Source organism: Bradyrhizobium sp. IC3123 (assembly GCF_020193625.1).
GTDB lineage: Bacteria > Pseudomonadota > Alphaproteobacteria > Rhizobiales > Xanthobacteraceae > Bradyrhizobium > Bradyrhizobium yuanmingense.
In genome coordinates, this window is the sequence record NZ_JADYVF010000020.1 from 34,694 (window position 1) to 56,215 (window position 21,522).

General features: G+C 65.4%; 19 protein-coding genes. 10 read left to right on the top strand and 9 right to left on the bottom strand.

Annotated features, from left to right (window positions below; genetic code table 11):
- Positions 1 to 62: 62 nt before the first annotated feature.
- Positions 63 to 821 (bottom strand): S1 family peptidase, encoded by a 759-nt coding sequence (locus tag I6F20_RS34725; RefSeq protein ID WP_225130493.1) that lies wholly within the window; start codon positions 819 to 821, stop codon positions 63 to 65.
- Positions 822 to 925: 104 nt separating this feature from the next.
- On the opposite strand from I6F20_RS34725, the gene I6F20_RS34730 reads away from it, so the two are divergent.
- A complete protein-coding gene (locus tag I6F20_RS34730; protein WP_036002146.1) occupies positions 926 to 1,561 on the top strand; it encodes an HAD-IA family hydrolase in 636 nt (211 codons plus the stop codon).
- A 120-nt stretch (positions 1,562 to 1,681) separates the two neighbouring features.
- On the opposite strand, the gene mtnA is transcribed toward I6F20_RS34730, so the two are convergent.
- From mtnA to I6F20_RS34745, 3 genes are all read right to left on the bottom strand, one after another.
- Positions 1,682 to 2,788, bottom strand: coding sequence for an S-methyl-5-thioribose-1-phosphate isomerase (gene mtnA, locus I6F20_RS34735; protein ID WP_225130495.1), 1,107 nt, complete (start codon positions 2,786 to 2,788; stop codon positions 1,682 to 1,684).
- Positions 2,789 to 2,818: 30 nt separating this feature from the next.
- Positions 2,819 to 3,694, bottom strand: coding sequence for an S-methyl-5'-thioadenosine phosphorylase (locus I6F20_RS34740; RefSeq protein WP_225130497.1), 876 nt, complete (start codon positions 3,692 to 3,694; stop codon positions 2,819 to 2,821).
- A gap of 87 nt (positions 3,695 to 3,781) precedes the next feature.
- Positions 3,782 to 4,054: a phosphopantetheine-binding protein gene (locus tag I6F20_RS34745; protein ID WP_225130507.1), complete on the bottom strand. Its 273-nt coding sequence runs from the start codon at positions 4,052 to 4,054 to the stop codon at positions 3,782 to 3,784.
- A 359-nt stretch (positions 4,055 to 4,413) separates the two neighbouring features.
- On the opposite strand from I6F20_RS34745, the gene I6F20_RS34750 reads away from it, so the two are divergent.
- The 7 genes from I6F20_RS34750 to I6F20_RS34780 all read left to right on the top strand — a co-directional run bounded on the left by I6F20_RS34750 (position 4,414) and on the right by I6F20_RS34780 (position 14,080).
- Positions 4,414 to 5,631, top strand: a complete 1,218-nt coding sequence (locus I6F20_RS34750) for an acyl-CoA dehydrogenase family protein (RefSeq protein WP_057025945.1) — start codon at positions 4,414 to 4,416, stop codon at positions 5,629 to 5,631.
- Between the two features lie 56 nt (positions 5,632 to 5,687).
- Positions 5,688 to 6,668: an amino acid--[acyl-carrier-protein] ligase gene (locus I6F20_RS34755; protein ID WP_225130509.1), complete on the top strand. Its 981-nt coding sequence runs from the start codon at positions 5,688 to 5,690 to the stop codon at positions 6,666 to 6,668.
- Positions 6,669 to 6,763: 95 nt separating this feature from the next.
- On the top strand, positions 6,764 to 7,639 hold the full coding sequence (locus tag I6F20_RS34760; RefSeq protein ID WP_109142104.1) for a GNAT family N-acetyltransferase: 876 nt from the start codon (positions 6,764 to 6,766) through the stop codon (positions 7,637 to 7,639).
- A 229-nt stretch (positions 7,640 to 7,868) separates the two neighbouring features.
- Complete coding sequence (locus I6F20_RS34765; protein ID WP_225130511.1) at positions 7,869 to 10,736, top strand: PAS-domain containing protein; 2,868 nt, start codon at positions 7,869 to 7,871, stop codon at positions 10,734 to 10,736.
- Positions 10,737 to 10,920: 184 nt separating this feature from the next.
- Positions 10,921 to 11,898: a tripartite tricarboxylate transporter substrate binding protein gene (locus I6F20_RS34770; RefSeq protein ID WP_036023927.1), complete on the top strand. Its 978-nt coding sequence runs from the start codon at positions 10,921 to 10,923 to the stop codon at positions 11,896 to 11,898.
- A 183-nt stretch (positions 11,899 to 12,081) separates the two neighbouring features.
- Positions 12,082 to 12,567, top strand: coding sequence for a tripartite tricarboxylate transporter TctB family protein (locus I6F20_RS34775; protein ID WP_225130513.1), 486 nt, complete (start codon positions 12,082 to 12,084; stop codon positions 12,565 to 12,567).
- A 4-nt stretch (positions 12,568 to 12,571) separates the two neighbouring features.
- Positions 12,572 to 14,080: a tripartite tricarboxylate transporter permease gene (locus I6F20_RS34780; protein ID WP_225130515.1), complete on the top strand. Its 1,509-nt coding sequence runs from the start codon at positions 12,572 to 12,574 to the stop codon at positions 14,078 to 14,080.
- Positions 14,081 to 14,192: 112 nt separating this feature from the next.
- Here the strand turns inward: I6F20_RS34780 and I6F20_RS34785 are convergent, their stop codons facing one another.
- Positions 14,193 to 15,884 carry a bifunctional diguanylate cyclase/phosphodiesterase gene (locus I6F20_RS34785; RefSeq protein ID WP_225130517.1) on the bottom strand — a complete coding sequence of 564 codons (1,692 nt, stop codon included), beginning with the start codon at positions 15,882 to 15,884 and terminating at the stop codon, positions 14,193 to 14,195.
- 221 nt (positions 15,885 to 16,105) lie between these two features.
- On the opposite strand from I6F20_RS34785, the gene I6F20_RS34790 reads away from it, so the two are divergent.
- A complete protein-coding gene (locus I6F20_RS34790) occupies positions 16,106 to 16,366 on the top strand; it encodes a hypothetical protein (RefSeq protein ID WP_036002219.1) in 261 nt (86 codons plus the stop codon).
- A 226-nt stretch (positions 16,367 to 16,592) separates the two neighbouring features.
- On the opposite strand, the gene I6F20_RS34795 is transcribed toward I6F20_RS34790, so the two are convergent.
- The 3 genes from I6F20_RS34795 to mtgA form a co-directional block, all read right to left on the bottom strand.
- Complete coding sequence (locus I6F20_RS34795) at positions 16,593 to 17,234, bottom strand: hypothetical protein (protein ID WP_036002287.1); 642 nt, start codon at positions 17,232 to 17,234, stop codon at positions 16,593 to 16,595.
- A 139-nt stretch (positions 17,235 to 17,373) separates the two neighbouring features.
- Entirely contained in the window at positions 17,374 to 17,556 is a 183-nt protein-coding gene (gene rpmF, locus I6F20_RS34800; protein ID WP_007598106.1) for a 50S ribosomal protein L32, read from the bottom strand.
- A gap of 172 nt (positions 17,557 to 17,728) precedes the next feature.
- Complete coding sequence (mtgA, locus tag I6F20_RS34805) at positions 17,729 to 18,403, bottom strand: monofunctional biosynthetic peptidoglycan transglycosylase (protein ID WP_225130519.1); 675 nt, start codon at positions 18,401 to 18,403, stop codon at positions 17,729 to 17,731.
- Between the two features lie 161 nt (positions 18,404 to 18,564).
- On the opposite strand from mtgA, the gene I6F20_RS34810 reads away from it, so the two are divergent.
- Complete coding sequence (locus I6F20_RS34810) at positions 18,565 to 19,488, top strand: polyprenyl synthetase family protein (RefSeq protein ID WP_109142099.1); 924 nt, start codon at positions 18,565 to 18,567, stop codon at positions 19,486 to 19,488.
- A 129-nt stretch (positions 19,489 to 19,617) separates the two neighbouring features.
- Here the strand turns inward: I6F20_RS34810 and I6F20_RS34815 are convergent, their stop codons facing one another.
- The gene (locus I6F20_RS34815) at positions 19,618 to 21,411 is read right to left on the bottom strand and encodes a caspase family protein (protein WP_225130529.1); all 1,794 of its coding nucleotides are present in this window, start codon (positions 21,409 to 21,411) and stop codon (positions 19,618 to 19,620) included.
- Between the last annotated feature and the right edge of the window lie 111 nt (positions 21,412 to 21,522).

Sequence of the window (21,522 nt, forward strand, 5' to 3'; positions counted from 1 at the left end):
GACGGGCATGATCACCCGCCGCGCCTCCGCTTCAAAATGACATAGATCAAGTCGCGGTCAAATCACAGTGCCGCACCCCAGCTCCGCGCGGTCTGCACGATCCAGTCGCGGTAGAGCGTCAGCGGCGTCACGCCGGTCAAGCCGCCGCAACCGGCGGCGCCGTTCGGTCCTGTCGACCAGCTGATGAGGCCGACGAGCACGGGACCGTTCGACCTGTCCTCGAACACGGGGCCGCCGGAATCGCCGGTGCAGGCGCCAATTCCGCCGCGAACACCGTTGGTTACGGGATCGACCAGACGGATCTGCAGCGTGCCGGGCTGTCCGGTCGCAACGAGGCCGGCGACGCGCGTGGTGCCGCCGCTCTTGCCATCACCGAGAACCGTGACGCCGATGCCGGCGACGACGAAGCGACTGCCGACCTGAATTGGAATCGTGGGCATGCCGACCGTCACCGTGGATTTTCCTTTCAGTGGAATTTCCAACTGCAGCAGCGCCACGTCGGCGGTGGCGCGATGCGCCTGCATCGCCTGCATGTTGAAGTTCGGATGGATCGCGACGGTGCGCACGTTCAGCAATTGCGGCTGGCCGTCGCCGCCGCGATCGACCACCTTGTAATCCGCGCCCGGCTGCACGCAATGGGCGACCGTCAACACCAGCCTCGGGGCGATCAGACTGCCGGTGCAGAAATTGCCGCGCGAGCCGACGATGCTGACGACGGCGCGGGCGACGCCATCTGCCTGCGGCGTGCCGCCGCCGACGATGGCGTGAGCGGGCGCAGCGAGCAGCAGCGTAGCTGCGATGAGGGTGGCGAGCTTCTTCATGGGAACACGCATCGGCATCGATGAAGGCGGGCGATTGCTTCGGACTGGCTCTTGCCGATAGCGCATGCTAGCCCTCTTGGAAAGCAATTGACGAGGGCAGGACATTGGCGATCGAGGCGGTGATCTTTGATTTCGGCGGCGTGCTGACGAGCTCGCCCTTCGAGGCGTTCACGCGGTTCGAGACCGAGCGCGGCCTGCCCGCCGATATCATCCGGCGCACCAACGCCGCCAATCATCTGGAAAACGCCTGGGCCAAATTCGAGCGGGCCGAGGTCGACATCGAGACGTTCGACGCATTGTTCGCCGCCGAATCGCTCGCGCTCGGTGCGGAGGTGCGCGGCCGAGACGTGCTGCCGCTGCTGCAGGGCGATCTGCGCCCGGAGATGGTCGAGGCCCTGAAGCGCATCAAGGCGCAATTCAAGACCGGCTGCATCACCAACAATCTGCCGGCCAACGCGATCGGCAGCATGACGGGACGTTCTCTCTACATCGCCGAAGTCATGGTGCTGTTCGATCACGTCATCGAATCCGCCAAGATCGGTCTGCGCAAACCCGATCCACGCATCTACCAGATGATGGTCGAGACGCTGAAGGTCGATCCGAACAATTGCGTCTATCTCGACGATCTCGGCGTGAACCTGAAGCCGGCGCGTCAGATGGGCATGACCACGATCAAGGTGACGAGCGGGGCGCAGGCGATCGCGGAGCTGGAGACGGCGACGGGGCTGAAGCTGGGGTAGTTCGACATACGCCGTCATTGCGAGCGCAGCGAAGCAATCCAGAGTCTTTCCGCGGAGGGAGTCTGGATTGCTTCGCTGCGCTCGCAATGACGGTTGTGGCGAGATATCGCCCAACCAAATCTACTTCGCCGCAGCAGAGGTCCGCTCCGGAAACGCCGCGGCCAGCGCGGCACGGTCCGGCTTCAGCACGCCGCGCTCGGTGATGAGACCGGTGACGAGCCGCGCCGGCGTCACGTCGAAGGCGTAATTCGCGACCGGCGAGTTTTCGGGCACGATGCGTACCGTCTCCAGCCGGCCGTCCGCGGTGCGGCCGGTCATGTCGGTGACCTCCACGCCGCTGCGCTGTTCGATCGGGATGTCGCGGATGCCGTCATGGACGGCGAAATCGATCGTCGGCGACGGCAGCGCGACGTAGAACGGCACGCCATTGTCATGCGCCGCAAGCGCCTTCAGGTAAGTGCCGATCTTGTTGCAGACGTCGCCATTGGCGGCGACGCGGTCGGTGCCGACGATGGCGAGATCGACCATGCCGTGCTGCATCAGATGTCCGCCGGTATTGTCCGGGATCACCGTGTGCGGCACGCCGTGATGGCCGAGCTCCCAGGCCGTGAGCGAGGCGCCCTGGTTGCGCGGACGGGTCTCGTCGACCCAGACATGGATCTTGATGCCGCGCTCATGCGCAAGATAGATCGGCGCCGTCGCCGTGCCCCAATCGACGGTGGCGAGCCAGCCGGCGTTGCAATGAGTCAGCACGTTGACCACCTCGCCCGGCTTCTTCGCCGCGGTGGCCTCGATCAGCTTCAGGCCGTTGTCGGCAATGCCGCGGTTGATCTCGACGTCCTGCTCGGCGATCTCGTCGGCGCGCCCATAGGCCGCTTCCGCCCGTTCCACCGGATCGATCGGCGCGAGCGCCGCGCGCATCTCGTCCAGCGCCCACTTCAGGTTGATCGCGGTCGGCCGCGCCACGACCAGCGTGTCATAAGCGCGTTGCAGCCCGGCGTCGGAAGCGTCCTCGCGCATCGCGAGCGCCATGCCGTAGGCGGCGGTGGCGCCGATCAGCGGCGCGCCGCGCACAAGCATGTCGCGTATAGCAACGACCGCATCTTCACACGAAGTCAGCCGCGCAATGACGAATTCATGCGGCAGCCGGCGCTGATCGATCGCGCCGACCGACCAGCCGTCGCGCTCGCGCCAGATGCTGCGGAAATGCTTGCCGTCGACCTTCATGGCATTCTGCCTTTTCGTTTGTCTTGCGTCTCACGCTCGCAGGATGCGCCCGGCCACCGCATCGAGCTTCTTCAGGAGCTCGGGATCGCGCGCCTCGGGCGCCGTGATCAGCGCGGTGTCGAGCGCACGGTCCGAACCGATCGGGCACGGCTCGTGCTCACGCGGAAAATCCTTGGCCAACCGCGCCACCAGCGCCTTCGCCTTGTCGGCGTTCGAATTCAGCACGCGGATGATGTCCTGCACAGTGACCGCATCGTGGTCGGGATGCCAGCAGTCGAAATCCGTCACCATTGCGACGGTGGCGTAACAGATCTCCGCCTCACGGGCGAGCTTGGCTTCGGGCATATTGGTCATGCCGATCACCGAGCAGCCCAGCGTCTTGTAGGTCATGCTTTCGGCGTAAGTGGAGAATTGCGGCCCTTCCATGCAGACATAAGTGCCGCCGCGCGCGATCGCGATGCCTTCGGCTTCCGCGGCGACCGCCAGATGGATGCGCAGCCGCGGCGAGACCGGGTGCGCCATCGACACATGCGCGACGCAGCCGCGGCCGAAGAACGAACTCTCGCGCTTATGGGTGCGGTCGACGAACTGGTCGACGAGAACGAAGGTGCCCGGCGGCAGTTCCTCCCTGAAGGAACCGCAGGCCGAGAGCGAGATCAGGTCGGTGACGCCGGCGCGCTTCAGCACGTCGATGTTGGCGCGATAATTGATGTCGGAGGGGGACAGCCGGTGCCCCTTGTCATGCCGGGGCAGGAACACGATCGGCAGGCCGGCGATGGAGCCACGCCTTAAAGGAGCCGACGGCTCGCCCCAGGGGCTCTCGATCACCTCTTCGCGCGCACCCTCTAAGCCGGGCAGGTCATAGATGCCCGAGCCGCCGATGATGCCCAATACCGCCTGCGTCATGCCTGCTCCACCCTGTCCGCCAGATGTGACATGGTTAAGCTATGCCAGTTTTGCGGCGGATTTGGAACGGGGGGAGATGCGCCCCTGTTAAGCCGCGGTCGCCGGCTGGAGCTGCATCGCGACCATCCGCGCCAGCGTCTCGACGGACTGGAAATTCTCCGGCGTGATCTCGGACTGCGGAATGGTGAAGTCGAATTCGGCCTCGACGCCGAGCATGAGATTGACCATGTCCATCGAGGTCAGGCCGATATCGACGAGCTTGGCCGAAGGCGTAACGTTCGCGGTGAGCGAATTCTGTTCGAGGATGCCCTTCACCAGCTTGATGATGCGATTGCGCAAAACGGTATCAAAGGCCTGCATCGGCAAATTCCCATCTGTCTATCGGAGGCGGACCGGACTGCCGGCTACGATGGGTGCGGGCTGCCGGTCCTGCAATGGGCGGCACCAATACTTCGCGTTTCTTAGTAAACGATGACTCAGATTGTCGGAAATCCAACCTTCTTCCAGAGTCCTAACGCGATACCAGAAAATCCGGCGATGCGAACAACCGGACCTTAACTGTTCGTTCGGAATTGGGTTTTGTTTACCCTCTATTTCATCGACGAATTTGAATTAAATCCGTAGCCTCGTCTCACAAGCAAAGATGGCTGGAGGATCGCCTCAAGCGGCATCGCGAATGATGCCGGCGATCTCGAACGGCAAACCGGAGGCGGACGAGCATGAACGTGCGTGAAGCAGTCCTCACTGTCGACGAAATGCAGGCGAGCTTTCTCGAGCAGGGTCCCTCCCTGATCGAGCGCGCCGCCCGGACCGCCGCAGCGGCCGCGGCCGACGCCGACGAGGTCGATCGCGACGCCCGCTTCCCGCACCGGGCTTTCGACGTCGCACGCGAGCAGAAGCTGCTCGGCGTGATGATTCCGGTCGAGTTCGGCGGCTTCGGCGCCTCGATCCATGACGTCACCGACATCTGCTACACGCTCGGACGCGCCTGCGCGTCCACGGCGATGATCTACGCGATGCACCAGACCAAGGTCGCCTGCGTCATCAGGCACGGCCATGGCATCCCCTGGATGGAGACCATGATGCGCCGGGTCGCCCGCGACCAGTGGCTGCTCGCCTCCTCCACCACCGAAGGCCAGAACGGCGGCAACATCCGCGCCAGCGCGGCTGCGGTCGACCATGCCGGCGATACCGTCTCGCTGGTGCGCGACGCCACCGTGATCTCCTACGGCGCCGAAGCCGATGGCCTCGTCACCATCGCCCGCCGCGCCACCGAAGCCGCCGCCTCCGACCAGGTGCTGCTGGCGCTCGCCAAGGACGATTATTCGCTGAAGCGGACGCTGGGCTGGGAAACGCTCGGCATGCGCGGCACCTGCTCGACCGGGTTCGAGCTGAAGGTCGACTGCCCCGCCGACCGCATCTTCCCGGAATCCTATGACAAGATCCACGCCCAGACCATGACGCCATTCGCGCATCTGTGCTGGTCGTCGGCCTGGGCCGGCATCGCCGCTGCGGCGGTGACGCGCGCGCAGGCCTTCATCCGCAAGGCGGCCCGCTCGTCCGGCGGACAGATGCCCCCGGCCGCGGCGCACTTCACCGCCGCCAAGATGTCGCTGGCCAAGCTGCGCGCGCTGATATCAGCCAATATCGACGCTTTCGCCCGCGTCGAGCACGACGAGCGTGCTCTGAGCTCGCTCGACTTCCAGTCCTCGATCACGCTCTTGAAGGTGCAGGCCTCCGAGCTCGCGGTCGAGACCGTGATGCACGCGATGCGCACCGCGGGACTTGCCGGCTATCGCAACGACGGCGAGTTCACGATGGGCCGCCACCTCCGCGACGTGCTGTCGTCGCCGATCATGATCAACAACGACCGGATCCTGGCCAATGCCGCGACGTCGACATTGATGAGCGGGGTGCCGGCGAGCCTTCGCGACTGACGTACCTCCGCGGCCGATTCAACAAGAACAATTTTGAGATAGCAGGACATCGAACCATGAATATTGCCGTCCTCCCCGACTCGCCCACCACCGCGCCGCAAATGATCGATCCGCTCGATCATCTCGCCGACCAGCTGTTCCACCGCATGGGCGCCGATGGCGTCTATGCCCGCACCGCGCTCTACGAGGGCATTGTCGAGAAGCTCGCCGCGCTGATCACCGGTCATCGCGAGGCCGGCACCGAGGTGATGCGCTTCCCGCCGGTGATGAGCCGCTCGCAGCTGGAGAAGTCCGGCTATCTCAAGAGCTTTCCCAACCTGCTCGGCTGCGTCTGCGGCCTGCACGGCACCGAACGCGAGATCAACGCCGCGGTGAGCCGCTTCGATGCCGGCGGCGACTGGACGACTTCGCTGTCGCCGGCCGATCTCGTGCTGTCGCCGGCGGCCTGCTATCCGGTCTATCCGATCGCGGCGAGCCGCGGACCTTTGCCGAAGGGCGGGCTGCGCTTCGACGTTGCCGCGGATTGCTTCCGCCGCGAGCCGTCGAAGCATCTCGACCGGCTGCAATCGTTCCGCATGCGCGAATATGTCTGCATCGGCAGCCCAGACGACGTCGCTGATTTCCGCGAGCGCTGGATGGTGCGCGCGCAGAAGATCGCGACCGACCTCGGCCTCAGCTTCCGCGTCGACTATGCCAGCGATCCGTTCTTCGGCCGGGTCGGCCAGATGAAGGCGGTGAGCCAGAAGCAGCAGCAGCTCAAGTTCGAGCTGCTCATCCCGCTGCGCTCGGAAGAGCAGCCGACGGCGTGCATGAGCTTCAACTATCACCGCGAGCATTTCGGCACGACCTGGGGAATCCAGGACGCCGATGGCGAGCCGGCGCACACCGGCTGCGTGGCCTTCGGCATGGACCGCCTGGCCGTCGCCATGTTCCACACCCACGGCACCGATCTTTCCGCCTGGCCCGCCAAGGTGCGGGACATCCTGGCCCTGCAGCCGCCTGTCGCGGCCGAGGCCCATGGCGAAGGCTGGCGCTAGAGCATGATCCGGAAAAGTGCGGAGCGGTTTTCCGAGAAGATCATGCTGAAACGATAGACCTCACGAGGCCGACCATTTCCACGGGCAAGACGAGCGTGATCCATACCAAGGTCCGATGCCGCGAGATCACCGAGTCCGACGTCGATAAGATCGCGGACTTGCTGACGCGCGGCTTCGTCGGCCGTTCACGCGACTACTGGATCCAGGGTCTGCGCCGGCAGGCCTTCCGGGCCGCGCCGGAGGGCTATCCGCGCTTCGGCTACATGCTCGACGACGACGGCACGCCCGTCGGCGTGCTGCTCTTGATCTACAGCGAACGCAAGGAGGGCGACGAGACCGCCATCCGGTGCAATTTGTCGAGCTGGTATGTCGACCCGGCCTACCGCAACTACGCGCCGCTGCTGACCAAGATCGCGCAGCGGCACAAGCACGTCACTTATTTCAACATCAGCCCGGCGCAGTGGACCTGGCCAATCATCGAGACGCAGGGCTTTCGCGCCTATTGCCGCGGCATATTCTTCTCGGTCCCTGCGCTAGCGCGCGTCCCGCGCTGGAACGAGATCGAGGTCATTCCGCCGCACGCCAAGGAGATCAAGGGGCTTTCCGAGGCGGAGACCGAGCTTTTGACGCGACATGCGCGTTACAATTGCCTCAGTCTGGTATGCCGCACGCCGAAGGGAACCTTCCCCTTCATCCTGCAACCGGTGCGCATCCGCCGCGGTTTCATCGCACCGCCCGCCATGAAGCTGATCTATTGCCGGAGCACCGCAGAATTTGCCGAATGCGCCGGCCGCATCGGACGGCTGCTGCTGCGGCTCGGCAAGATCGCGGTGGCCGTCGATGCCAACGGTCCGGTTCCCGGCCTCGTCGGCATCTACACCGAGCGGCGCGGCCGGAAATACTTCAGGGGCCCGCACCAGCCACAGCTCGGCGACCTCACCGATACGGAGCTCGTGCTGTACGGGCCGTAGAGCAACGCCCGGCGCTGTAAATCTGTACGAGCGGAGCGGGAATATCGCCGCGCTCGTCCGGAGCTACGGCCTATCGCCTTGGCAGCGGGCCGTTTACGCGTGCGCTCACCATCGCCGGTCATCCTCCGTAAACTACGGCGCTTAAGGGAATTTTCCGGCCTGTTCGCTAGCCTCGGCGGCTGAATTAGGCTGCATTCAGTCTATTGCTGGCCGAGGCCCCGCCGACCCCATGATGTCGACCCGCGAGAGCGAGCTTGGTACAGGCCGTGAGCAGGGCCCAGGCGCCCTCGTCGCGCTGAGCCAGCTTGCGCTCGACCACATGGAACAGGGCGTCTGCGTCTACGATGCCGACAACCGGATCGTGCTGACGAACCAGCGCTATCTCAGACTGTTCGACATGTCGGCCGAAATCGTGCGGATCGGCACCAGCTATCGCGAGGTGCTCGCGCACAGCGCAAGCCGCGGCAACTTTCCGCAAGACCAGCTCGACGCGTTGTATTCGAGGCGGATGGCGCAGATCGCCGCGGGCAAGCCGTTCCGCACCGAGCAAATGCTGGCGAGCGGCCTCGTCATGTCGCTCGAGCTGAAGCCGCTCCCCGGCGGCGGCTGGATGACGATCTGCGATGACGTCACCCGCCTCGCCCGGCTCGAAGCGGAACTGCGCGTGCAGACCGAGCGCAGCCAGCACGCGCTCGCCAACATGTCGCACGGACTGATCATGTACGACGTCGACAGCCGTGTCGTCGTTTGCAACGAACGGTTCCTGAAGCTCTACAACCTCGACCCCGAGATCGTGAAGCCGGGCGTCGCGCATTCCACGGTGATCGAGCACTGGATGTCGCGCGGCAACCTGCCGGGCATGTCGGGCGACGAATTCTACCAGAACCGGCTGGAGGACGTGCGCACTAGGAAGCCGAAGACGCTGCTGGTGATGCGCTACGACGGACGGATGGTGCAGGCGGTCTCCCGCTTTCTTCCCGACGGCGGCTGGGTGACGGTGCACGAGGACGTCACGGAGCGGCTGCAATACGAGGAAACGCTGCGGCAGCAGAATTTCATCCTCGATGCGGCGCTGGAGAACATGGCCCACGGGCTCGCCTTCTTCGACAGCGACATGCGGCTTCGGGTCTGCAACTCCACCTACCTCAAGATCTACCTGTTGTCGCCGGAGGAGACCCGCCCCGGCACACACCTCGCCGAGCTGATCGAGCGATCCATGGCGAACGGCGCGTTCTCCCCAGAATACAGCCCGCAGCAGATCCTCAAAGCCGCCCGCGCGCGGATCGCAAGCCGTGATTCCTCGCCGATGCGCCGGCGCATGTCGAACGACACGGTGATCTCGGTGCGCTATTGCGCGCTGGCCGAAGGCGGCTTCGTCGCCACCTATGAGGACATTACCGAGCGCGAGCGTGCGATCGAGGAGCTGAGCGAGCAATACCGCCGGTTCGACGCCGCCCTGAACAACATGAGCCAGGGCCTGTGCATGCTCGACGGCAGCCTGCGCGTGATCGTCTGCAACCGCCGCTACATCGAGATGTATGGATTGTCGCCGGAGACCGTGAAGCCAGGCGTCTCGATGCGCGACATCATGGAGCACGCCTGCGAGCTCGGCATCCATCCGAACATGACCGGCGCCAAGCTCTATGCCGACTACGTCGAGAGGCTGCGCGAGGGCGAGCACACGCTGCACCGCCATTTGAACGACGGCCGCATCATCAAGCTCAACCACAAGCGGATGGAGCATGGTGGCTGGGTCGTGACCTATGAGGACGTCACCGAGCGCCACAAGGCCCAGGCCCGGGTGGCGCACATGGCGCGGCACGATTCGCTCACCGACCTGCCCAACCGCACGCTGTTCCGCGAGAAGATGGGCGAGGGGCTGAACCAGGTCGCGATCGCCGGCGGCGCCATGGCCGTGCTGTGCTTCGACCTCGACAATTTCAAGACCGTCAACGACCGCCTCGGCCACGCCGCCGGCGACCGCCTGCTGCGCTGGGTCGCGGCGCGCCTCAAGGAGAATGTCGGCGAGCACGACACCGTCGCGCGGCTTGGCGGCGACGAGTTCGCCGTGCTCCAGCGCGGGCCGCAGCCGCAATCGGCCGAGGCGCTCGCCCGCCGCCTGGTCGAGATCATCGGTCATCCGCCGCCGCTGGAAAGCCAGTCGATCCATGTCGGCGTCTCCGTCGGCATCGCGATCGCGCCCGACCACGGACTCGATGCCGATGAGCTGATGAAATGCGCCGACCTCGCGCTCTACCAGGCCAAGGCCAAGGGGCGCGGAGCCTATCAGTTGTTCGAGCCCGAGATGGAGGAACAGGCGCGCAGCCGGCACGCGCTGGAGCAGGACCTGGTCGGCGCGCTGGAAGGGCGTGAATTCCACCTGGTGTTCCAACCGCAGATGCGGCTCGATTCCTCCGAGCTCACCGGCTTCGAGGCATTGCTGCGCTGGAAGCATCCCTCGCGCGGCTTCGTCTCTCCGGCCGAGTTCATCCCGATTGCGGAGGAGAACGGGCTGATCGTTCCGATCGGCGAATGGGTGCTGCGCACGGCCTGCGCCACCGCCGCGTCCTGGCCCGGCGTCACCGTCGCGGTGAACCTGTCTCCGGTGCAATTCCGCTCCCGCGGCCTGGTGGCGATGGTCACGAGCGCGCTTGCGGAAGCCGGCCTGCCGCCGCAGCGGCTCGAGCTCGAGGTCACGGAGACGGCGCTGCTGGACGACAGCAAGGCGACCATCGACATCCTGCACCAGCTCCGCGCGCTCGGGGTGCGCGTCAGCCTCGACGATTTCGGGGTCGGCTATTCTTCCCTGAGCTATCTGCGCAAGTTTCCATTCGACCGCATCAAGATCGACCGCTCCTTCGTCGGCACGCTCGGCGAAAGCCCGGAGAGCGTTGCCATCGTCAGAACGATCGCGAGCCTCGGCTCCGTGCTCGGCGTCGAGACCACGGCGGAGGGCGTGGAAACCGAGGAACAGCTCGACTTCGTCCGCGAATGCGGCTGCACCGCGGTGCAAGGCTATTATTTCGGCAAGCCGTGTCTCGCCTCGGAAGTCGGCCGCACCATCGAGACGCTGAACACGGTCCGGCGGGTGGCCTGACCGCTTCGGCCGCTCAAATTCCGCCTCTCGGCATTGTCGCAGAGGTCGGCTCTGTCGGCGTTAGCTGACCGACGGCCGCACAGCGATGCGCGCAACACGCTTTTCTTCTCCGTCAAATTCAGGAACAATCGCCTCGCAACGAGAGACGGCGCCCCCAGAGAGGCCGCCGCGAGGGAGGCTTTCGATGTCGGGGTACGGGCTGAAGACGATTGCATTTGCCGCGGTGCACGCCGTCATGGGCTTATTGCTCTCCACGGCGGTCAATGCGCAGGACTATCCAACGAAGCCGATCACGTTGATCGTGCCTTGGCCGGCCGGCGGATCGACTGATCTCTCGATGCGCGCGATCGCCGACAGCGCCTCGAAGGTGCTAGGCCAGCCGATCGTGATCGACAACAAGGCCGGCGGCAGCGGCACGGTCGGGCCGGCGACGATGGCCGCGGCGGCGAAGCCGGACGGCTATACCATCTCGCAGATCCCGATCACCGTGTTTCGCCTGCCCTTGATGCAGGAGGTGTCGTGGGATCCGGCAAAGGATTTCACCTATATCGTCCATCTCACCGGCTACACTTTCGGCGTGACCACGAGCGCGGAATCGCAGTTCAAGAGCTGGAAGGACGTGGTGGAGTTCGCAAAGGCGAATCCGGGGAAGGTGACCTATGCCACGCCCGGCGCCGGCACCTCGCTGCATATCGGCATGGAGCAGATCGCCGCGATGTCCGGCATCAAGCTGACCCAGGTCCCCTTCAAGGGCGGTGCGGAGACCAACGCCGCCGTGCTGGGGCAGCACACCATGCTGCAGGCGGATTCCACGGGATGGCGGCCGCTGGTCGACGCCGGCAAGCTGCGGCTCCTGATGGTGTGGACCGGCGCACGCTCGCCGAACTATCCCGACGTGCCGACGCTGAAGGAGCTCGGCTATCCCATGGTCTATGATTCCCCGTTCGGCATTGCAGGACCGAAAGGGATGGATCCCAAGATCGTGGCCAAGCTGCACGACGCCTTCAAGAAGGCGGTCGAAGACCCCGCGGTGGTGGCGACGCTCGCCAAATACGACATGGTGCCGAACTACAAGAACACCGAGGATTACAAGAAATTCATCGTCGAGGTCACGGAATCCGAGCGCAAAGTGATCGAGACGCTCGGGCTCGCGAAGAAGTAAGACCGCGCTGCTTGTGTCCCGGACGCGCTGCAGCGTGCAACGCTGCTGCGCAGTGCCGGGACCCATCTTCTTCGCCCACACGCATGGGCCCCGGCTTTGCAGCGCACCTGCCATAGCACGTCGAGGACGTGCGTGAACGCAACTTGCGGTGCTGCGCTGCGTCCGGGGCACGAGAGAGAATCGATGAACGATCCAACCAACGTCAAGCTCCGCCTCAGCAACTCCGAACTCTGGGGCGGGCTGATCGGGCTCGCACTCGGCGGCTTCGTGATCTGGTCGGGCTTGAAGCTCAGGCTCGGCACCATCAACGATCCCGGCTCCGGCTATGTGCTGTTCTACACGGGCATCCTGATGTGCGTGTTCGCGAGCGCGATCATCGTCTCGGCGATCACCGAGGGTGGGCCGACGCTGGCCTCGCGCTGGGAGAACGTGCGCTGGAGCAAGCCGCTTGTCCTCATCGCCTGCCTCACTGCATTCGCGTTCGCGCTGGAGCCGCTGGGATTCCTGCTGACATCGATCCCGCTGATGCTGCTGCTGTTGCGGCTGATCGATCCGGTGCGCTGGAGGCTGGCGATTCCGATCGCGGTGCTGGTGCCCTCGGGCATGTGGTGGGTGCTCAAGCGGCTGCTGTTGATCCAGTTGCCGTCAGGCCTGTTCGGGATCGGCTGACGCCATGGATACGCTTGTCAACGTGGCACATGGATTCGGCGTCGCGCTGCTGCCGGTCAACCTGCTCTATTGCTTCATCGGCGTCTTCATCGGCACGCTGGTCGGCGTGCTGCCCGGCATCGGCCCGATCTCGGCGATGTCGCTGCTGCTACCGGTGACACTGTCGGGAACGCCGGAATCCGGCATCATCATGATGGCCGGCATCTATTACGGCTCGATGTATGGCGGCTCGACCACCTCGATCCTGGTCAACATCCCCGGCGAGGCGGCCTCCGTCGTCACCTGCATCGACGGCCACCAAATGGCGAAGCAGGGCCGTGCGGGCCCCGCGCTCGGCATCGCTGCATTCGGCTCCTTCGCTGCCGGCACCTTTGCGCTGGTTGCCTTGATGCTGGTGGCGCCGAAGCTTGCCAGCCTCGCCATTGCCTTCGGCCCGGCCGAGTATTTCAGCCTGATGGTGCTCGGCCTCGTCGTGCTCACCTTCCTCACCCAGGGATCGATGCCGAAGGCATTGCTGATGGCGTGCATCGGTGTCGTGCTCGGGCTGATCGGGCTCGACAGCATCACCGCGCAGCCGCGACTGACCTTCGGCCGCATGGAGCTGATCGACGGCATCGGCCTCGTGCCCGTGGTGATGGGCCTGTTCGGCGTCGCCGAGGTGCTGCTCAACACCGAGCAGGCGATCAAGCGCGACGTCATCAACACCAGGATCACCCATCTCCTGCCGAGCAAGGAGGACTGGAAGGCGAGCGCCGGTCCGGTCGGCCGCGGCACCATCCTCGGCTTTTTCCTCGGCATCCTGCCGGGCGGCGGCGCCGTGGTCTCGTCATTCGCGTCCTACGCGCTGGAGAAGCGGCTGTCGAAGACCCCTGAAAGGTTCGGCCACGGCGCGATCGAGGGCGTCTCCGGCCCGGAATCGGCGAACAACGCCGCAGCCGGCGGCGCCTTCATTCCGCTGATGACGCTCGGCATCCCGCCGAACGTGGTGATGGCGCTGCTGCTCGGAGCCTTCGTCATTCACGGCCTGCAGCCGGGCCCGCTGATGATCACGCAGAACCCCGGCCTGTTCTGGGGCATCGTCGCCAGCATGTATATCGGCAACGTCATGCTGCTGATCCTGAACCTGCCGATGATCGGCATGTGGGTGCAGCTGCTCAAGCTGCCCTACAACATCCTGTTCCCCCTGATCATCCTGTTCACGATCCTCGGCGTCTACTGCTCGAGCAACAACGTGTTCGACGTCTATGTGATGATCGCGTTCGGGATCATCGGCTATTTCATGCGCAAGCTCGGCTACGAGCCGGCGCCACTGGTGCTGGCCTTCGTGCTGGGTCCGATGATGGAGAACAATTTGCGCAAGTCGCTGATCCTGTCGCAGGGCGATCTCTGGACCTTCGTGCAGCGGCCGATCTCGGCAGTGTGTCTTGTGTTTGCCCTGGTGCTGCTGATCGCGCCGCTGCTGCCGTCGCTGCGCAAGAAGCGCGAGCTGGTGGCGCTGGACGAGGGGGCGTGAGAAGATCTCGTAGTCGGTAGGGTGGATTAGCCGAAGGCGTAATCCACCGCTTCTCTCGAGGCGGACAGTAAAGTGGTGGGTTACGCCTTCGGCTAACCCACCCTACGGCATCTCAGCTCGCCGCAGGCAGCGCATCCGACGGCAGGCCCCACGGGCGCTCCGCCGATGCCAGTCCGATCAGGCGGCCCTGGATGTAGTCGCAGCCCCAGTCGCGCAACATGTTTGCGGCTTCGTCGTCCTGCACCCATTCGGCGACGGTCTTGATGTCGAGGCGGCGAGCGAGGTCGATCAGAGTCTGCACGAAGGCGCGGTCGTCGGCGGAATGGGTGATGTTCTGCACGAAGGCGCCGTCGATCTTGACGATGTCCACGCCGAGCTTGCGCAAATTGCGGAACGAGGTGTAGCCGGCGCCGAAATCGTCGATGGCGATGCGGCTGCCGAAATGCTTGAGGCGGCTGACGAAGGCGCGGACGTCGTCGATGTCCTGGATCGCGACCGTCTCGGTGATCTCGACGATCAGTCGCTCGGCGACGCCGGGATGGGCCAGCATCAGCGATTCGATCCCCGCCCACCAGTCCGGATCCATGGTCGTATCCGGCGAGATGTTGAGGCTGAGGCAGACGTCGGGCGCCGCCGCGAGCTCGGCGACCACGAGCTCGAGCACGCGGTGATCGACCAGGCGGATCAGGCCGAGCCGTTCGGCGACCGGCACGATGTCGGGCGCGAGCAGCACCTGGCCGTCGCCCTGGTCCATCCGTACCAGGCATTCATGGAATGCGCGCTCGCGCGAGACAGCCGAGACGACGGGCTCATAGGCGAGCCTGATGCGGCGCTCGTTGAGCGCGGTGACGATCTCGTCGGTGACGCGGATGTTGACGCGGCGCTGTGCGTCGCGCGCGGCATCCGGACGCCAGGCCGCGAACGAGCCGGAGCGGCGGCGCTTGGCGGCGTCCAGCGTCTCATGGGCGCGGTTGACGGCCTCGTCGGTGTTGCGGGCATAGCGCGGCAGACTGACCGCGCCGATCGACGCGGTGACCGAGACCGGACCGGATTTGGTCGGCACCACCTCGTCGCGGATGCCGGCGAGGAAGCGCTCGGCGGCCACGTTCATGTCGTCGACGGTGCAGTTCTTCAGGATCAGGCCGAACTTGTTGCCGGAGAAGCGCCCCAGCACGTCGCCGCCGCGCAGGCGCGCGCGAATGCGCTTGGCGACGTCGAGGATCACGGCGTCGGCGACGTCGAAGCCGAAAGCATCGTTGACGCGGGCGAGATGATCGATGCCGACCAGCATGAAGGCCGCTGTCGAGCGGAAGCGCGTCGTCTCCTCGATCGCCTCGGCCAGCGCCGCGATCAGATGCGAGCGGTTGAGCTCGCCGGTCAGCGGATCGAGCCGGGCCAGCCTGCTCAATTCCTCGTCGCGGGCGTGGCGCTCATTGTTGATGCGGACGGAGCCGATCGCTCGCGTGGGACGGCCGTCGGGACCTGCGAACCAGCGGCCGGTCTCCTCGATCCAGATCACGGGATCGGAGGCGCTCATGCGCACGCCGTACTCGATTCGGTAAGGGGTGCCGTCGGCGCCGTGCACCGGGGACGTCAGTGCCAGCGCCGCCGTCCGCAGCGTTTGCGCGGGCTCGATCAGCTTGGCGAATTCGGCGCCGGTCGAAAGCCGCTCGGCGGGAATGCCGGGGAATACGGCGCTGAGCTGCTCACCCCAGACGATGGCATCGCTGGCGATGTCCCAGGCGAACACGGCCTGACCGAGCGCGGCCAGGATGTCGGAGGCTTGCGGCAATCCAGGGGTCAAAGTCGCCTCGTTTCGGGACAGTGGAGAAGTCCTGAGCCGGCACAGGATAGAGCCAGATTCGCTGCCGAACCTAGGCAAAGTTGATAAACAATTTGGAAACCACGTTTCCGAAGGCGTCGGAACCAAACCGGCCCGGCCGGCATAGGCCTTGCGAGTACAGGACTCGCGCCGGCCCCCGCGTCTCGAAACGCGACAGTCTCGCCGGATCAACGGTGATTGCGATGTTGAGTACTGATCGATCGGACGCGGCGGACAACGGCACAGGCACGGCCTTGGTGCCGCTGATGCCGACGTTGCGGTGGGTCCATAAGGTGCCCCTGCCCCGCCCCGATCCGAGCTTCGTCACACAATTGATCGCCAATGCCGAGCAGCTGCCGCAAACGAGCCGGCTCCGCCGCGCCTCCTCCGAGGATGCGCTGATGGCCTATGGCAGCAAGCGCCCGCTCGGAACCGTCAGCGCGCGCACGCGTCAGGTAGCTTAAGATTGATTGAAGTGAGAGCGCGCTTCTTACCTCTCGCCGCTTGCGGGGAGAGGTCGGATCGCCTCGGCGATGCGAAGCATCGTCCGGTGCGATCCGGGTGAGGGGGTACAGGTCCCGCGGCTATCGCATCCGCGGAGAGAGGCCCCTCACCCCAACCCACTCCCCGTAAGAACGGGGCAAGGGAGCACACTGCCGCGGCGGTGAGATGCGAGCCAATTCAGAGAAATCAGCGCGGCGGCGTGTCGGAAGACGGCGTGCCGTTCCCCGGCTGCAGCTGCGGCGAGGGAATTTCCGGCGAGGGGGCGCCCTGCACGGGCTTGGGCGCCGGGTGATCCATCAGCACGGATTCGGCGACGGATTGCGCGGTAGGTGCGGCCGGCGCCGGCTGCGGCGCGATCACCGGCTCGAACTTGCGCTCGGACTCCACGTCTTCCGCCGGCGCTTCGGCCCTGCGCTTGGCCTTACGAGGGGCCGGCACCGTGGTCTCGGCGACATAGGTGACTCGGCGGCGCGTGCGCTGGGCGATGCCAGCGAAGAAGTCCGCCATCGCCAGCAGCACCAGCAGAAAGAAGGTGGAGTTGCCGAATTTGGGCCACATCACGAATTCGGCAGCGGCCGCGCCGAAGATGATCAGCGACAGCAAATGATCCATCAGGAATTTCGAGCCCGGCCGCGCACCCTTGACCACCTCGAGCAGCAGCAGAACGATGCCGAGCGCGAGCAGGAGATCGGCGAGCGTGACCGGCCAGACCTCTCCGGACACCATAGGCACCTTGAACAGCACGTCCGTGAAGGACACGGTCGGCATCAGGAAGGCGATGATGTTGTAGACCGCGAGCGGAATCAGGAGCAGCGGGAAACCGACCATCGGCTTGATGCCTTCTCGATCAAGATATCCGGACAGAACAATGCAGCGGCGAAGCATCCGCTCCGCCGCCATCACCGTCTATCTCATGGGTTGGCCGAATCGGGCGGGTCCGATCTCCCGCCCGAGAAAGATCCTGGCTTCAGGACTCTTTCTTCTTCAGGACCTGGCGGCCCTTGTACATGCCGGTCTTGAGGTCGAGATGGTGCGGACGACGGAGCTCGCCGGAGTCCTTGTCTTCCACATAGGTCGGCTTCTTGATGGCGTCCGCCGAGCGGCGCATGCCACGGCGCGACGGCGAGGTTTTTCTTCTCGGAACGGCCATTTCAATATCCTCTAGGGATTGGTGTCATCAGGGCATCGTCCGCGAAGGGACGGCTCAGCACCCGCAAATAACGAGGCGAGCTGAATGCCGATCAAGGCCGCGCTTATAGAGGAAGGCTGGCTGTAAAGCTAGACTCTTGGGCCGGAAAATGCGCCCGGAACGGGCCAAAAAATCAGCGATTTTCCATCCAACAGGTCGCAAGCGAGCTCGCCTGCCCCCGCGCCATATAGGTAGCTGCCAGCCGCCGGACGCCCGGTCCCGGGGTCCGGGCGCTGCGCTTGACCGGATTCGGCAGGATCGAGGCCAGAAGCGCCGCCTCGCGGGGCGAGAGGCTTTCGGCCGATTTGCCGAAGGCATAGGCGCTGGCCGCCTCGACCCCGAACTGCCCCTGCGGGCCGAGCTCGGCGATGTTGAGGTAGATTTCGAGAATCCGCTGCTTGGGCAAGACGAGGTCGATCCAAAGCGCCAGCGGGAATTCGAGCGCCTTGCGAACGAAGTCGCGCCCCTGCCACAGGAACAGGTTCTTCGCGACCTGCTGGGTGATGGTGGAGGCGCCCCGGAAGGCGGTGCCGTCCTCCCTGGCGTCGTCGATCGCCTCGCGCAGCGCCCCCCAATCGATGCCGTGATGCTTGCAGAAATGGGCATCCTCGGCCGCCACCACCGCGCGCGGCAGAGACGGCGACATATCAGCGAGATCGATCCACTCCCGCTGCATCGGCGCGCCCCGCAGGCTGCGCCAGGCCATCAGCGTCGAAACTGGGTGGCCGGTGCGGTAGAACGGCGCGATCACATAGGGCGCGAGGACCACGAGCGCGAGCACCACCAGCAGGATTTTGACGATGCGCAAATCGACCTTTCCGGCACGAACTGACGAGCGGCCACGGGCTGGAGCATTAAGTCTGTGATAATTCGGGCCTTTTCCAGCACTTTTTAGGCCTTCCAAACGATTGACTGGCGCGGGCGCATAAAGGATTGTCCCGCCGAATTTTAGTTCTGGAGCCCTTCTTGATGACCGGCACGTCCCCGTCCGATTTCGCCAAACGTCTGGACAAGACCGCTGATGACACCGAAGCCCTGCTCGGGCGCCTGCTGTCGGACGACATCCTGCATGACGAAATCGCCCGGCCCAAGCGACTGATGGACGCAATGCGCTATTCGAGCCTGAACGGCGGCAAGCGCCTGCGGCCGTTCCTGGTGGTCGAGAGCGCCGCCGTGTTCGGCGTGCCGCGCGAGGCGGCCCTGCTCGTGGGCGCCGCGCTCGAATGCATCCATTGCTATTCGCTGATCCATGACGACCTGCCGGCCATGGACAATTCGGACCTGCGCCGCGGCCGCCCCACGCTGCACAAGCAGACCGATGACGCCACCGCGATCCTCGCCGGCGACGGCCTCCTGACGCTCGCCTTCGACATCATCACCCGCGACGAGGTCCATCGCGACGCCAATGTGCGGCTGCTCTTGACGCGTGCACTGGCGCGCTGCGCCGGCATCGGCGGCATGGTCGGTGGCCAGATCCTCGATCTCGCCGGCGAAGGCCGCTTTGGCGGCAACGAGCCGATCGACGTCGCCCGTATCCAGCAGATGAAGACCGGCGCGCTCTTGCGCTACGGCTGCATTGCCGGCGCGATCCTCGGCCAGGCCTCGAAGGCGGAATATCAGGCGCTCGACGATTACGGCCGCGCGCTCGGCGAAGCCTTCCAGATCGCCGACGATCTGCTCGACGTCGAGGGCGATGCGGCCGCGCTCGGCAAGCCGGCCGGCGCCGATGCCGCGCTCGGCAAGACCACCTTCGTGACCCAGCTCGGGATCGAAGGCGCCAAGCAGCGCGTGCGCGACCTGCTCGCGCGCGCCGACAGCGCCGTCTCGATCTTCGGCGACCGCGCCGCAATTTTGCAGGCCGCCGCGCGTTTCGTGGCCGAGCGGAAGAACTGAGCTAAAGCGCGATGCGATTAGGATGAATCGTCATCGCGCTTTAGGTTATTGCCTCGAGCATGATCTTTTCGGAAAACCGCTTCACACTTTTCCGGATCATGCTCTAGTGGTCAGGAAAGCCGTGCCATTTCAGTTGCAGACCTCGACATTGGCGTCGACGTGGGGGCCGCCGCCGCCGCGATAAACGAGGCGGCAACCGGGCCTGACCGGCCGGCAGAGCAGAGCGTTGCAAAAGATCTGACCACTGCCGCTCGATGCACGACCCGCGCCAGCCGCCGCAGCTGCACCGTAGCCGCCCGCTGCAGCACCGGCCCGCTGCCGCGCGGGGCGGTCCTCGCCGTCGTCGCGCCGCGAGGTCGCGGGCTTTGACGCGGGCTTGGCCGCGCGCTTCCTCTCGCATTCATTGTCGTCGTTCAGGACATAGCCGTTGCCGCAAACGATCCTGGTGCACTTGTCGCCTTCGGCCTTGAAACCGTGCTCGCAGACCAGCGGGCAGACCCGCGACGGCTTGGCCTTGACCGCATCGAGCGCGTCGGTGCTCGCCACCTTCACGTCGAGCTTGGTGCCGGCATAGCGGTTGAACTGCGACAGCGACCGCTGCGAGGACGTATTCCAATTGCCGTCGGCCTGCCCGGAGAAGCAGCCGACGCGGCCGAGCTCGCTCTGCACCGAGCGGTTGAGATCGGCCGGCGCGGTCGTCGGACTGAGCGCGGCGACGTTGGTGCCGGCAGCGCTCGTGGTGTTGCCCGGCGCAACGCCCGGCGCCGTGGCGGCGAGGTTGACGCGCTGTTGCTCGGCGGCGGCGGCCTGCTGCTGGGCCTGCTCCTTGGCCTTCTGCGCGGCAAGCTGCGCCTGCTCGGCGGCCTTCGCATCGGCCGCGGCCTTGGCTTGCGCATCCTTCTGCGCGCCGAGCGCAGCAAGGCGGTCGCGCTCGGCCTCGGCCTGCTTCGCTTTCGCGATCGCCGCCGCATGCGCCTGCTCCGCGCCGATCTTCTCGAGCTGGAGCTTGGCAAGGCTCGCATAGAACCCGTCGGGATGCTGGGCAAGGAAGGCTTCCCACGCCGGCCGGTTGCCGACCTGGAGCGCGAGCTCGTAGTCGCGGCGGATATCGGCCTGGGGATTGGCTACGGGCGCTGCCGGCGCCAGCTTGACCGGCACCAGCGGCACGTCCTCGCCACCAAGCGAGCCATAGACGAACGGCTCCTGCTTGTTGCCGGTCGACTTCAGCACATCGTCGCGCACGAATCCGAAGGCGCGGCGGACGTCGAGGCCCGGCGTCGTCAGATGCTTCGACAGCGCGATGGTGAACGGGCTGTTGGCACCGTCGCCGTCCTGCGCGGTGAAGCCGGCCTTGGCCGAATAGGCGATCAGCGTGTTTGGGCTGGACGGCTCGACCTGGGCGAGGCCGCGGCCGATGCCGCGCGAAGCGACCGTGCGCTTCATCCGCTTGCTGAACGGATTGTCGCGGCAGGCATCGAGGATCACCAGACGCAATTGCTTGGCGGGCTCGACCGCGACCAGGACACGGTCGAGGGAGAGCGCCTCGTCAAAGACGTCGGTGTCCCGCTCGAGCTTGGCATCCACCGGGATCAGATAGTTCGAGCCCTCCACCTCGATGCCGTGGCCGGCGTAGTAGACCACGGCGATTTCGGCGTCGCGGGTCGCGTCGGCGAAGTCGCGCAGCACGCGCCGTGTCTCCAGCGCCGACAGATCGTGCCGGGAGTCGACGACGTCGAAGCCGGCCTCCTTCAGGGTCTTGGCCATCACCGACCCGTCATTGACAGGATTGGCGAGCGAGGGCGCGTGCTGATAAGCCGAATTGGCCAGCACCAGCGCCACGCGCTTTCCGGCAAAAGCAGGCCCGGCGCCGAACATCAGGCCGAGGGCGACGAGAAGCGGACAAAGTCTGAACAAGCTGCGCATGACACGACTTCCGATGGTTCCGGGCCGTTCGGCCCTTTGGGACCGCTTTAGCAACATCCACCGCCGGCGCTTGTGATGGAGGTCACGAAGCGGACCCCGACGGCAGGCCGT